The 13,095-nt window shown below is 67.4% G+C and carries 12 protein-coding genes; 5 read left to right on the top strand and 7 right to left on the bottom strand.

Annotation, left to right across the window (positions count from 1 at the left end; all coding sequences use genetic code 11):
- Position 1 precedes the first annotated feature (1 nt).
- The 6 genes from RCAP_RS12435 to RCAP_RS12410 form a co-directional block, all read right to left on the bottom strand.
- Positions 2 to 1,114 (bottom strand): SPFH domain-containing protein, encoded by a 1,113-nt coding sequence (locus RCAP_RS12435; RefSeq protein ID WP_013068220.1) that lies wholly within the window; start codon positions 1,112 to 1,114, stop codon positions 2 to 4.
- A gap of 8 nt (positions 1,115 to 1,122) precedes the next feature.
- Positions 1,123 to 2,070, bottom strand: a complete 948-nt coding sequence (locus RCAP_RS12430; RefSeq protein ID WP_013068219.1) for a DUF2927 domain-containing protein — start codon at positions 2,068 to 2,070, stop codon at positions 1,123 to 1,125.
- On the bottom strand, positions 2,067 to 3,233 hold the full coding sequence (locus RCAP_RS12425; RefSeq protein WP_013068218.1) for a toxic anion resistance protein: 1,167 nt from the start codon (positions 3,231 to 3,233) through the stop codon (positions 2,067 to 2,069). The genes RCAP_RS12430 and RCAP_RS12425 overlap by 4 nt, the downstream gene beginning before the upstream one ends.
- Positions 3,234 to 3,253: 20 nt before the next feature.
- Positions 3,254 to 3,796: a hypothetical protein gene (locus RCAP_RS12420; protein WP_013068217.1), complete on the bottom strand. Its 543-nt coding sequence runs from the start codon at positions 3,794 to 3,796 to the stop codon at positions 3,254 to 3,256.
- Positions 3,797 to 3,926: 130 nt separating this feature from the next.
- Positions 3,927 to 4,838 (bottom strand): 5-bromo-4-chloroindolyl phosphate hydrolysis family protein, encoded by a 912-nt coding sequence (locus RCAP_RS12415; RefSeq protein ID WP_013068216.1) that lies wholly within the window; start codon positions 4,836 to 4,838, stop codon positions 3,927 to 3,929.
- A 160-nt stretch (positions 4,839 to 4,998) separates the two neighbouring features.
- Positions 4,999 to 6,783 (bottom strand): pseudouridine synthase, encoded by a 1,785-nt coding sequence (locus RCAP_RS12410; RefSeq protein ID WP_013068215.1) that lies wholly within the window; start codon positions 6,781 to 6,783, stop codon positions 4,999 to 5,001.
- A gap of 119 nt (positions 6,784 to 6,902) precedes the next feature.
- Here RCAP_RS12410 and RCAP_RS12405 point away from each other — a divergent pair, with 119 nt between their 5' ends.
- The 3 genes from RCAP_RS12405 (at position 6,903) to RCAP_RS12395 (ending at position 9,254) form a co-directional block, all read left to right on the top strand.
- The gene (locus RCAP_RS12405; RefSeq protein ID WP_013068214.1) at positions 6,903 to 7,352 is read left to right on the top strand and encodes a nucleoside deaminase; all 450 of its coding nucleotides are present in this window, start codon (positions 6,903 to 6,905) and stop codon (positions 7,350 to 7,352) included.
- A 446-nt stretch (positions 7,353 to 7,798) separates the two neighbouring features.
- A complete protein-coding gene (gene nudC, locus RCAP_RS12400; protein ID WP_013068213.1) occupies positions 7,799 to 8,731 on the top strand; it encodes an NAD(+) diphosphatase in 933 nt (310 codons plus the stop codon).
- Positions 8,732 to 8,795: 64 nt separating this feature from the next.
- Positions 8,796 to 9,254 (top strand): SRPBCC family protein, encoded by a 459-nt coding sequence (locus RCAP_RS12395; RefSeq protein WP_013068212.1) that lies wholly within the window; start codon positions 8,796 to 8,798, stop codon positions 9,252 to 9,254.
- A 149-nt stretch (positions 9,255 to 9,403) separates the two neighbouring features.
- Here the strand turns inward: RCAP_RS12395 and RCAP_RS12390 are convergent, their stop codons facing one another.
- On the bottom strand, positions 9,404 to 10,243 hold the full coding sequence (locus RCAP_RS12390) for a prephenate dehydratase (protein WP_013068211.1): 840 nt from the start codon (positions 10,241 to 10,243) through the stop codon (positions 9,404 to 9,406).
- 200 nt (positions 10,244 to 10,443) lie between these two features.
- Here RCAP_RS12390 and RCAP_RS12385 point away from each other — a divergent pair, with 200 nt between their 5' ends.
- Positions 10,444 to 11,043, top strand: coding sequence for a c-type cytochrome (locus RCAP_RS12385; RefSeq protein ID WP_013068210.1), 600 nt, complete (start codon positions 10,444 to 10,446; stop codon positions 11,041 to 11,043).
- A gap of 122 nt (positions 11,044 to 11,165) precedes the next feature.
- Positions 11,166 to 13,058: an extracellular solute-binding protein gene (locus RCAP_RS12380; protein ID WP_013068209.1), complete on the top strand. Its 1,893-nt coding sequence runs from the start codon at positions 11,166 to 11,168 to the stop codon at positions 13,056 to 13,058.
- The last annotated feature ends 37 nt before the right edge of the window (positions 13,059 to 13,095 follow it).

The raw sequence follows: 13,095 nt of genomic DNA, 5'->3' as shown, positions 1-13,095 counted from the left end.
CTTACACCCCGGGCGGCGGCGGGGGCGGCGTGGTGGCGAAAAGCGCGGCCAGATCCGGCACGTCAGAGGCCGGTTTCCATCCCTCCTGTCCCGGTGCCCAGACCAGGCTGGCCCGGCTGAACCCGCCTGCGGTGATCATCGCCGCCAGTTGCGCGCGGCCAAAGGGGCCGGTCGTCTGCCCGTTCGCCGCCACATGCCAGACGGCTTCGATGGGCGGCGGCGGCGGAGGGGGCGGCGCGACCGCGACCGCGGCGGGGGCAGAGGCGGGCGCGCCCCAGGGCCCGGCAGCCATGCCCATCCCCATTCCTGCACCCATGCCCATGCCCATCGCCGTGCCCATCGGGCTGCCCGGCTGCGCCACCGCCTGCGCGGCGTTGAACTGCATGTAGCGGTTCAGATCGCCAACGATCCCCATCGAGGTCCGCTGATCCAGAACCTTCTCGACTTCCTCGGGCAGGCTGATGTTTTCAATGTAGAATTCCGGGATCGACAGGCCATAGGCCGCAATCACCGGATCGATCGCCCCCGCCACCAGCCTGCCCATGTCGGCCGTGTTCGCCGCCATGTCGAGCACCGGGATCTTCGCCGCGGCCATCACCCGCGAGAATTCCTGCACGATCACGTTGCGGATCTGAAAGCTGATCTCGTCGGCGGTGAATTCGCCATCGGTGCCGACGATTTCCTTCATGAAAACAGCCGGATCGACGATGCGCATCGCATAGGTGCCAAAGGCGCGCAGCCGCACCGGGCCGAATTCCGGATCGCGGCAGGTCACCGGGTTCTTCGTGCCCCATTTCAGATCGGTGAAGCGGGTGGTGTTGAGAAAATAGATCTCGGATTTGAAGGGCGAGCGGAAGCCGTGATCCCAATGCTGCAGCGTCGTCAGGATCGGCAAGTTGTTGGTTTCAAGCTGATAAAGCCCGGGCCCGAAGACATCGGCCAGCTGGCCTTCATGCACGAAAACCGCCGCCTGCCCCTCGCGCACGGTCAGTTTCGCGCCGTATTTGATCGCATGCCCCTCGCGTTCGAAGCGCCAGACCATGGTGTCGCGCGTGTCATCGACCCAATGGATCACGTCGATGAATTCGCCGGTCAGGAAATCGAGAATGCCCATGGGTCCTCCTAGCTGCCGCCGGTCAGTTCGGTGGCGATGTCGGTGATGATCGGCCGCGCTTCGGCCTCGGTCATGCCGGGGCGCAGGCGCGGGTCATAAAGCATCCGCAGCAACAGCTCGTCATGCCGGGTCAGCAGCGCGAATTCCTCGTCGTCATTGAAGACCGAGGGCCGCGCATTCGGATAATCATTCGCAAGTCCAAGACCTTGCGCCAGTTCCTCATGCACGCAGGACCGCCGCATCAGGTCGGGATGTTCGGCGCGGATCACCGCGACCGCATGGTTGTAGGCAGGCGCGTCGCCCGCCGAGAAGGCGAAGACGACACAGAAGGTCGAGGGCGCAAGGTTGGTGATCGCCGTGACCGAGGCGGCGTCGATGCCGGGCACCAGCTGCATCAGCCGCGGGGCGAGGGCGCGGCGTTCGTCCTCGTTCACCACCAGCACGTCGAAATTCGCCGCCTCGCTGACGACCGAAACCGGATGGCGCGTCGCGGTGGCCAGCTGGCCCGCATAGGCCGAGATCATCGCCCGGTCCCGGGCGCGCTGCGCCAGCGGCACAGAATCGCCGAAACTGACCGACATCCGCACCGGAACCTCCCAGCGGCGCAGCCGCGAGGCCCGGGTCTGCGCGATGTAAGTGCCTCCAAAGGCGGAATATTCGTCGTAAAGCGCGATATGGATGAAATTCTCGATCAGCTGATGCGTGGCAAAGGGCGCATCGCGGGGCGCAACATCGACGCGCATCAGCCCGCGGCTGCGCAGCGTCGTTTCGACCTGACGGTAATAGGTCTCGACGGCCAGACTTTCGGCGCTGCGCGGGCTGACCGAGACCGGCGCGGGCGGTGCGGGCGCAGGCCGCGGAGAGCGGTCAAGCCCGCCCTTGTCGGTCTCGAAAAAGCAGCCCGAAAGCGCCGTGGTCAGCGCGAAAAGCGCCGCAAGTCTTTGACCTTGCGTCATTCCTTGCCCTGCACCGGCTTGGCCCGGGCCGAAGACAGCGTCTCGCGCAGCGTGGCTTCCAGCGTGACCAGTTCCGCCTCGGCCTCGGCGCGGTGCCGCTTGCCCTCGTCGGCGATGCGCAGACTGTCCTCGATCGTCGCGATCAGCTCGGCATTGGCGCCGCGGATCGCCGCGATGTCGAAAACGCCGCGCTCCATTTCCGTGCGCACCGTCGCATTGGCCTCGCGCAGGGTCTTGGCATTGGCCGCCAGCAGCGCGTTCGTCAGATCGGCCGCCTCCTTCACCGCTTTCGCCGCATCGGCCGAGCGCTGGATCGTCACCGCCTGCGCCAGCTGCGTTTCCCACAGCGGCACGGTGTTGACGAGCGTCGAATTGATCTTGGTGATCAGGCTCTTGTCGTTTTCCTGCACCAGCCGGATCGAGGGCAGCGACTGCATCGTCACCTGTCGCGTCAGCTTCAGATCATGCACGCGCCGTTCCAGATCGTCGCGCGCCGCGCGCAGATCGCGCAGCTCCTGCGCGCGCAGCATCTTGTCGGCCTCGGGGGCGGCGGCCAGCGCGGCTTCCCTGGCGGGGATGTCGGCGCGGTCGGTCTCGGCGATCTTCGCCTCGCCCGCGGCGATGTAAAGCGCCAGTTCGTCGTAGAATTTCAGGGTCTTCTCGTAAAGCCGATCGAGCGCCTTGATATCGACCAGCAGCCGCTGTTCATGGCCCAGAAGCGCATCGGTGATGCTGTCGATCTGGCCCTGCACCTCTTCGTAGCGGGCGACGAATTTCGCAAACGGCGCGGCGCGGCCGGTCAGCCGGTCCCAAAGCGAGCGTTCGCGGCGCACGTCCAGTTCCTCCTCGGAGAAACCGCGGATCGTCGTCACCAGCGCCGAAAGGCTGTCGCCCGCCGCGCCCAGATCCTTGGCGCGGACATCGGCCAGCATCTCCTGCGAGATCGCCTGCAATTCCACCTGCGCCTTGGTGCCGAACTGGGTGATCGAGCCGCTGTCGCGCAGGTCGATTTCCGCCATCCGGGCGCGGATCGCCTCGGCCACGGGCGGGGCGGCTTCGGCCAGCGGCACCGGCGGCGGGGCGGGCTCGGCCAAAGGCGTCGCGGTCACGGTTTCGATCTCGGCAAGCGCCTTTGCGGCTTCGGCGCGGACGGTCTCGGTCATGGTCCCCCCTTGGGGCAGTGTCAGGCCCGATCGACCTCGCCCCCGATCTGCACCCCACGCAGAGCACCCCTGGTCCGGGCACGCAGCGCAATCAGGCAATCCAGCGTCTCGCCCGTGACTTTTTCGAGCGTGTCGGCGTAGTTGCCAAGGGCATATTCCTTCGTCGTCTCGGGAAGGACAACCGAAAGTTTGCGCGTGGCGGCCTCGATCTGCACCAGCGCGCCGATCAGGGCGGTTTCGGCCTCGCGCCGGGCCTCGGGGGCGCGGCCGGGCTGATCATGCAGGAGCCGCAGCTGCGCGGCGCGGCATTCGGCGAAGACGGGCAGCAGCTCCGGCGCAAGGCGGCGCAATTGCCGGTGCACCTCGGTCATCCGCAGCTTCACCGCCGCAGGCAGATCGCCGCCCTCGGCCAGATGCTTGGCGGGGGCGAGCGGCGCCAGCGGCCCGGGCCTTTGGCGCAGCGCCAGGGTGGCATGTAGCGGGCCGAGCAGAAGGCGGGGACATTGCGCCAGCCGCGCAAGAGCGGCGGCAAGCAGGCGGGGCGGCGGGGCGGTCTCGACCATGGGACACCTTTGACACGGGGGGCCAGACTCGCCCTCCGGTGCGGCCGTTTTGTGGCCAAGCTGCGAAAACTGCCGGGAAAATGGGCGGTTTGAAAAGAACGGCGCGTTTCCGGGCGGGAAACGCGCGCGGTCAGAGGTCGCTTCCGGGGGCGCTGATCACGCCGTCGCGGGCCAGCCGGTCGCGCAGGACCTCGATTTCGATCTCCAGCCCCTCGCGGCCGCTTTCCAGCAGCGCCCGGGTGCGGGCGGTGAAATTCGCCTCCAGATCATCAAGCAGCGATTCGAAGGCGGCCCGGGCGGTTTCGTCGCGGTTGCCCGCCCAGAGATCGGCGAATTTCACCCCGGCGTCGCGGGCGCCCTGCAGATAGACGGTCATGTAGCGCCGCGCCGCGGTCAGATCGCCCGGGTCATCCTCGACGGCGCGAAACAGCCCGCGGGCCGAGGCGGCAAAGGCCTCGGTCCGGGCGGTCAGCCGTGCGTCGTCGATCCGGGCGATGGCTTCGCGCAGGGCGGTCAGGTGCTTTTCGCCCTCGGCCACCACTTTCGCGACGCGGTCTTGCTGAAACGCGTCGACCCCTTCCATCCCCTTGTCCTGCATCGGATCAAGGCCGAAGCCGATCAGGCCAAGCGCCAGGCCCACGGCGGCCACGACCCCCGTGCCGATCAGGCCAAGTTCGGGCGCCTGCGCCCCCGCGGCCAGCCCCGCCCCCAGCAGCACCGACCCCAGGGCCTTGCGCGGCAGGGCGGGGCGGCGGGCGGTCTTGCGGGCGTCCCAGGCGGCCTCGGCCTTCAGCCCCTCGCGCAGCAGAAAGGCGGCCAGGCCGATCGTGGCAAAGGCGCCAAGATTGCGCGCAAGCGCCAGGGGGCCATCGCCGAACGCATTGAAAAGAAAGGGGAAGGCCGCAAAGACCAGCCAGGCCGGGCGGCCTGCCAGCCGGTGGCGCGGCGCGGGATCTGGCAGCCGGTCGGGGGCGACGCCGGGAAAGCCCGGCGTGGGCGCCCCGGGCCGGGGCGAATATTTGCCGCCGAAACGCTGCGCCATGTCAGACCGTGCCTTTCAGCGCGACCGAGAAGATCAGCGCCAGAAGCAGTCCGAAAGCGATGGTTTGCATGGTCTTGCGCGACATGGGCCCTCCGCCGGTTGCCGGTTGCGCTCAAGGTAGGCGCAACCGGGCCGGGTTTGAAGGGGGCGTTGCGCGGGCTCAGCCGCGTTTCGGGCCGGGCTTGCCGCCGAAGGGGCGCTTGTCGCCGCCCGCGTGGCTTTTGAACCCTTCCGAGCGCGGTTTGCCGCCGGGTTTGCCGCCGTGGCTTTTGAAGCCCTCGGATTTGAAACCGAGCTTGCCGCCGCGCGGCCCGAAGGATTTGCCCGCTTCGCCATCGCGCGGGGCATAGGGCTTGCGGTCGCCATCCTCACGACGCGCATAGGGTTTCTTCTCGCCATCGCGGGGCGCGTAGGGCTTGCGGTCACCATCCTCGCGACGCGCATAGGGTTTCTTCTCGCCGTCGCGCGGGGCGTAGGGCTTGCGGTCGCCGTCTTCACGACGCGCGTAGGGTTTCTTCTCGCCATCGCGGGGCGCGTAGGGCTTGCGGTCACCATCTTCGCGACGCGCGTAGGGTTTCTTCTCGCCATCGCGGGGCGCGTAGGGCTTGCGGTCGCCGTCTTCACGACGGGCGTAGGGCTTCCGCTCGCCGTCGCGCGGGGCGTAGGGCTTGCGGTCGCCGTCTTCGCGACGCGCATAGGGCTTCTTCTCGCCATCGCGGGGCGCATAGGGCTTGCGGTCGCCGTCTTCACGACGGGCGTAGGGCTTCCGCTCGCCGTCGCGCGGGGCGTAGGGCTTGCGGTCGCCGTCTTCGCGACGCGAATAGGGCTTCTTCTCGCCATCGCGGGGCGCATAGGGCTTGCGGTCGCCGTCTTCGCGACGCGCGTAGGGTTTCTTCTCGCCATCGCGCGGGGCGTAGGGCTTGCGGTCGCCGTCTTCACGACGCGCATAGGGCTTCCGCTCGCCGTCCTCGCGCCGCGCGAAGGGTTTGCGCTCGCCCTCCTCGCGATGCGATTTCATGCCGAAGGACTTCGGCTTGCGATCGCCCTCCGCCCCGGCGAAATCGCGCTGACGGCCAAAGCCCTTGCGCTCCTCGCCCTCGCCGCCCTCGGGGCGCGGTCTGCGGGCCCCGGGCTTCGGCGCCATCCGTTCCGACCGCGGCGGCTTGCCATCCTCGACCCCCAGCAAAAGCCGGTCGCCCAGCTGGTCGCGCAGCATCTTGCGTTTCACCTCGACCACGGCACCCGGTTCCATGTCATTGAGCCGGAACGGGCCGTAGCTGACCCGGATCAGCCGGTTCACCGTCATGCCGACCTCGCCCATGGCGCGGCGGATCTCGCGGTTCTTGCCCTCGCGGATGCCGACGGTCAGCCAGGCATTGGCGCCCTGCTGGCGGTCAAGGCTGACTTCCATCGGCTGGAAATCCTCGCCGTCGATGGTGATGCCGCGGCGCAAGGGATCAAAGGTCTCGGTCGTCGGGCGGCCGTTCACCCGCACGCGGTATTTGCGCAGCCAGCCGGTTTCCGGCAGCTCGAGCCGCCGCTTCAGCCCGCCGTCATTGGTCAGCAAAAGCAGCCCCTCGGAATTGAGGTCAAGCCGGCCGACATTCAGCACCCGCGGCATTTCCTCGGGCATCTCGTCGAAAATCGTGCGCCGGCCCTGTTCGTCCTTCTCGGTCGTCACAAGGCCCAGCGGCTTGTAGTAAAGCCAGAGCCGGGTTTCCTGCGGCGCGTCGATCGGCTTGCCGTCGATCGCCACCTTGTCCGCGGGTTTCACATCCAGCGCGGGGCTGTCGACCTTCTTGCCGTTCACCGTCACCCGGCCCGCAAGGATCATCTTTTCCGCATCGCGGCGCGAGGCGACGCCCGAGCGCGCAATCACCTTGGCGATGCGTTCGGCCGTATCGGCAGTCAGAGTCTGGGCGGGGGTTTCGTGAATATCGTTCATGACCGATCCTTCAGGGGGAGGGGGCGCGCGACCATCGCGGGCGAAGGGGCCTTCCTACACCTCTTGCGCCGGTTTGGAAAGCGGCTTGATCGGGAAAGCTTTGCGGGCGATGAAAGGCGATGCAGTTCAAAAGCCACATGCAGGCCGCCCTGGCCGAGGCCGAGGCCGCCGCGAGGCGCGGCGAGGTGCCGGTGGGCGCGGTGATCGTTGCCCCCGACGGCCGGGTGATCGCCCGCGCGGGCAACCGCACGCGCGAGCTGAACGACCCCACGGCGCATGCGGAAATCCTTGCGATTCGCGCGGCTTGCGCGGCTTTGGGCTCCGAGCGGCTGGCGGGGCACGACCTTTACGTGACGCTCGAACCCTGTCCGATGTGTGCCGCGGCGCTGGCGAACGCCCGCATCGCGCGGCTTTATTACGGGGCGGGGGATCCGAAATCGGGCGGCGTGGCGCAGGGGCCGCGGATCTTCGCGCATCCGCAATGCCACCATGTCCCCGAGGTCTATGACGGCATCGCCGCCGAACCTGCCGAAAAGCTTCTGAAGGAGTTCTTCGCCGCCCGACGCTGAGAGCAGTCTTGGCCCGAGAATCGTCGGGGCCCATTAATCGTCGGGGCGACGTGGCAGGGAGGAGGAGGCCACGTCGCCCCAAGGCCGCCTCGCGCGGCCGGATGGGTCAGCACCTTGCGGTGCTTCGTCACTTTGCACCCTTGCGGTGCACGGTCACTTTGCACCTTTGCGGTGCGGGTCCCCTGTCGGACTTTCTTCTTCCTTTTCCTGATCTTGCCGCGACGCGGCGCGCAGGGGAACGGGCAATGGTGCGCAAGCGGCGCAAAAACCGGCATTGGTCCGAAAAGAAGCCCTTTTTCGGGGGCGTCGCCTGAAATTGCGGCACTGCAGCAATGAACGGGCCAGAAAGGCGTGAGTCCCGGGCCCGCCTGACCGGGGCGCGGGGCCGGGACTGGCCAAGCGCCCCGGCCCGTGCCACAAGCGGGCGATCAAACCGGAGCAATGCGATGACGCCGCTGCAGGAGCAGGAATTTCTGGGGTTCACCGGGCCCGAGGAGGGCCCCGGTCTTGACCGCGCGGCAAGGCTGCGTGCCGATCCCGCGGCGCAGGCGGCGCTTTGGGCCGATCCGGCGGCGCGCTGCATCGGCTTCGTCGCGGGCGATGTGCTGATGGCGCCCGAGGGGAGCGCCCCCGATCCGGTCACCGGGCTTGGCCTCTGGTCGGTGCCGACGGCGGGACAGGAGGCGGTGCCGCGGCTGTTTCTGGGCCTGATCGGCGCCGCCCCGGTCTTCGCGCTTGATCTGCCCGCGGCGGCGGCGCCCGCGGCGGCGGAACGCGCCGATCTGCGCTGGATGCTGCCGCGGCTCTGCCCGCGCGCCTCCGAATTGGCGGCGACCGCGCGCGGACTTTTCGTCTGGCACCGGTTCCACGGCTTCTGCCCGGCCTGCGGCGGCGCGACGCGGATCACCCATGCCGGGTGGCAACGCGATTGCCCGGGCTGCGGCCGGGTGCAGTTCCCGCGCACCGATCCGGTGGTGATCATGCGGATCATCCGCGACGATCAGGTGCTTCTGGCCCGCAGCCCGGGCTGGCCCGAGGGGCTGCATTCCTGTCCGGCGGGCTTCATGGAACCGGGCGAGACCCCGGCGGCGGCGGTCCGGCGCGAGGTCTTCGAGGAAACCGGGATCCGCGTCGGCGCGGTGCGGTTTCTGGCGGCGCAACCCTGGCCGTTTCCGGCCTCGCTGATGCTGGGCTGCGCGGGCGCGGCCGAGCCGGGGGCGATCACGCTGGATCCGACGGAACTCGAGGCGGCGCTTTGGGTGGGCCGAAGCCGGTTGGCCGCGGTTCTGGCGGGCCGCGATCCCGACATCCGGCCGCCGCGGCCCGGCACTGTGGCCCGCTGGATGCTGCGCGATTGGCTTGCGCGCCCGGCCGATTGACAGCCGCGGGGGCTTTGGGCAAGGGAATCGGGTGGCCGAGACGGTCACCTCATCGGAGGCAGGCATGAAATTCAGCAACCGCGTCGACGTGGCCCTGCCCGCCGACCAGCTTTTTGAACAGCTCACCGACATTCCCGCGCTGGAACGCGCGGCGATGAAAAAGGGCGTGGTGATGCACCGGCTCGATTCGCTGCCGGAAAAGGGCGCGGGCATGTCCTGGGACGTGGGCTTCCGGCTGCGCGGCAAGCCGCGGCAGATGATCGTCGACGTCGCCCGCTACGAAGCCCCGGCGCGGATCGACTATTGCGGCACCTCTTCGGGGTTCGAGCTGACGCTGGTTCTGGAATTCACCGCGCTTGCGCCGCGCCGCAGCCGGATGGCGACGCTGCTTGAAATCAAGCCGCGCACGCTGGGCGGGCGGCTTTTGCTGCAATCGGCGCGGCTCGGCCGGGCCAATCTTGACCGCCGCTATGACGAACGGATCAAGAGCTTCCTGCGCGATCTGGAAAGCCGCGCCGCCTGATCGGGCCGGGGCAGGGGGGCTGCGCGCCCCCCTCTTGGCCTGCGGCCAATTCACCCCCGCGGCGTATTTTGCCAAGGAAACGCGATGTTTTTTCTTGGGTCAAATACGCTCGGGGGCGTCCGAAGGACGGGGGGCAAGGCCCCCCTTCTTCATTCGTGACGGCGCGGATCGGCCGGATAGGTGCCCAGGATGTGCAGATAGGAGGTGAAATAGCGCAGCTCGTCGAGCGCGAGGCGGACGTTTTCATCCTCGGGATGGCCCTCGATATCGGCATAGAACTGCGTCGCGGTGAAGGAGCCGTCAAGCATGTAGCTTTCCAGCTTCGTCATGTTCACCCCATTCGTCGCGAAACCGCCCATCGCCTTGTAAAGCGCGGCCGGGATGTTGCGCACTTCAAAGACGAAGGTGGTCATCATCCGGTCGCCGCGGCGGCGCTCGTCGGGCGCGCGGCCCATGACCAGAAAGCGGGTGGTGTTGTGGCCGTGATCCTCGATGTCGCGGGCGAGCACTTCGAGCCCGTAGATCGAGGCGGCCAGTTCCGAGGCCAGAACCCCCTCGCCCGGGGTTTTCGTGCGCGCAAGTTCGGCCGCCGCGCCCGCGCTGTCGGCGGCGGCATGGCCCGCGATGCCATGGGTGCGCAAAAACCGCGCCGATTGCGGCAACAGCACCAGATGCGCCCGCACATGCCGGATCTCTTCCAGCTTCGTGCCCGGCAGGCTCATCAGCGCGATGCGCACGCGCAGGAAATGCTCGTCGAGGATATGCAGCCCCGATTCCGGAAGCAGCCGGTGGATGTCGGCGACCCGGCCATAGGTCGAGTTTTCGACCGGCAGCATCGCCAGCTCGGCCCGGCCCTCGCGCACGGCGTCGATCACCTCTTCGAAGGTGGCGCAGGGCAGGGGCGTCATCCCCGGCCGCGCCCGGTTCGCGGCCTCGTGCGAATAGGCCCCCAATTCGCCCTGAAAGGCGATCACGCCATTTCCCGCCATGCTTGCATTCCCCTGACAGTCGATCCGCCCCCTTGATGTCGCAAAGACCGGGCCAAGAAAAGCGCCGATCTGCCGTCAAGCCCCTGATCCGCGCCTTTTTATCGCGCCCCAAACGCGTTTTGCCGCGCGAATGAACCTTGAAATGTGCAAGGCGAAGCGCGTAGATGCGCCAACCGCACATGCCAACCGCCGGGGGAGCCATGCTCGTCAAGACGCACATCACGAAGATTGGGGTCACGCTGTTCGCCGTGGCTCTGTTCTACGGGTTCATCTACATGCTTTCCAACTCGCTCTTTGCGACGCGGCCGGCCACCGCCGTTGCGGTCGGTGCGGACGGGAAAGCCCTGCTGCCGTCGGTCGACGAGGCCGCCATGCCCGCCAAGGCGCCCGCCGCTGCCGCGCCCGCCGCCGAGACGGCCGAAGCCGCTGCCCCGGCCGAGCCCGCCGCGCCGCCGCCGCCCGCCTATGTCGAAGTGGACCCGGCCACCATCACCGGCGACGCGAAAGCCGGCGAGGAAAAGTTCAACAAGACCTGCAAGGCCTGCCACAAGATCGATGGCAAGAACGCCGTCGGCCCGCATCTGAACGGGGTGATCGGCCGCGCCACCGCCACCGTCGAAGGCTTCAAATATTCGACCGCGATGAAGAACCATGTCGGCAACTGGACGCCCGAGCGTCTCGACATCTATCTGGTCAGCCCGAAAGCCGAAGTGCCCGGCACCAAGATGTCCTTCGTCGGTCTGCCCGAAGCTGCCGACCGTGCCAACGTGATCGCCTATCTGAACACGCTGCCGCGCTGAGCGCAGCTGCAGAAATGCCCGGGGCCGTGCCGCAAGGCGCGGCCCTTTCCTTTTGCCCTCACATCTTTGCAACTTGCCCCGGCGCGGGCTTCGCCCTTTAGTGGGGCAAAAGGGAGGATGACATGGCGAAAGCGGCAGTTCGGGTGGCGGTGCGGGATCAGCGGGCTCAGATGCTCCGGGCGCTGGGGGGCGGGCTTCTGGCGCTTGGTCTGGCCGCGGGCCTTGCCGGTCCGCTGCGCGCCGGGGAAACCATCACCGCTTCCGCCATCGCCACTCTGGGCACGGTGAAATATCCGCCCGATTTCAAGCATCTGGACTATGTGAACCCGGATGCGCCGAAGGGCGGAGAGATCTCCGAATGGACTGCCTACGGCTTTGACAACTTCAACCCCTACACGATCGAGGGGCGGGCGGCGCCCTTGTCCAGCGCGCCGCAGGAAAGCATGCTGACCGGCACCGCGGATACGGTGGGCGAGGCCTATTGCCTGCTCTGCGAAAGCTTCGAATATCCGCCCTCGCGCGATTGGGTGATCTTCACCCTGCGCCCCGGCATCACCTTTTCCGACGGCACGCCGCTAACGATCGAGGATGTGCTGTTTTCCTATGAAACCATGCGCGACAAGGGCTTGTCGAGCTTCCGCGCCGTCGTCGCGCAGCAGATCGCCGCGGTCGAGGTGCTGGACGCGCGCCGGATCAAATTCACTTTCAAGCCCGATTACCCGAAGCGCGACATCATCCAGTCGGCGGGCGGCTTCCCGGTCTTTTCCCGGGCGCAATTTACCCGCGACAAGATCGATCTCGCCAAGCCGGTGCCGGTGGCGCTGATCGGCTCGGGGCCCTACATGCTTGACAGTTTCAAGATGGGCCAGACCGTGGTCTGGAAGCGCAACCCCGCCTATTGGGGGGAAAAGCTGCCGATCAATGTCGGGCGCGCCAATTTCGACCGCATCCGCGTCGAATATTACGGCGATTACCAATCCGCCTTCGAGGGGTTCAAGGCGGGCAGCTACACGTTCCGCAACGAGGCCAGCTCGATCATCTGGGCGACGCAATATGACTTTCCCGCGGTGCAGGCGGGCACGGTGGTCAAGGCGCAGCTGCATGATGGCAGCGTGGCGAACGGGCAGGGCTGGGCGATCAACCTGCGGCGCGAAAAGTTTCAGGATATCCGCGTGCGCCAGGCGCTGGGGCTGATGTTCAACTTCGACTGGTCGAACGAGACGCTGTTTTACGGGCTTTATGCGCGGATCAATTCGCCTTGGGAAAACTCGGATCTGGCGGCGACGGGAATGCCCTCGGCCGAGGAACTGGCGCTGCTGACCCCCTTGGCCAAGGACCTGCCCGAGGGCGTTCTGACCGATCCGGCGGTGATGGCGCCGGTGTCGGGCGAGCGCCAGCTGGACCGGGGCAACATGCGCAAGGCGGCGGCGCTGCTGGATGCGGCGGGCTGGGTCGTGGGCGCGGACGGGATGCGGCGCAATCCGAAGGGCGAGCTTCTGCATGTCGAATTCATCAACGACAGCCAGACCTTTGACCGGGTGATCAATCCTTTCGTGGAAAACCTGCGCGCGCTGGGGGTGGATGCGGTGCATCTGCGCGTCGATGATGCGCAGCATCAGGAACGCAAGGCGCGGCATGATTTCGACCTGATCACCGGCCATTTCGGCCAGGAGCTGCTGCCCGGCGCCGATCTGCAGCAGTATTTCGGCTCGGCCGCGACCGCGGATGCCTTCAACCTGGCGGGCATCGCCAATCCGGCCATCGACGCGCTGATCCGCAAGGTCGAGGAGGCGGCGACGAAGGAAGAGATGATCCCCCGGGTCCATGCGCTGGATCGGGCGCTGCGGGCGATGTATTTCTGGGTGCCGCAATGGTTCAAGGACAGCCACACCGTCGCCTATTACGACATCTACGAGCACCCCGAAACCCTGCCGCCCTATTCTCTGGGAGAGCTGGACTTCTGGTGGTATAACGCCGACAAGGCTGCAAAACTGAAAGCGGCAGGGGCGCTTTAAGCCTTCAGGCCCGCCAGAATGTTGCAAAAGTGCAAGG

The sequence above is a fragment of the Rhodobacter capsulatus SB 1003 genome (assembly GCF_000021865.1).
Classification (GTDB): Bacteria; Pseudomonadota; Alphaproteobacteria; order Rhodobacterales; family Rhodobacteraceae; genus Rhodobacter; species Rhodobacter capsulatus_B.
Note: the sequence above shows the minus strand (reverse complement) of the source record. Positions and strands in the feature narration are given on the sequence as shown.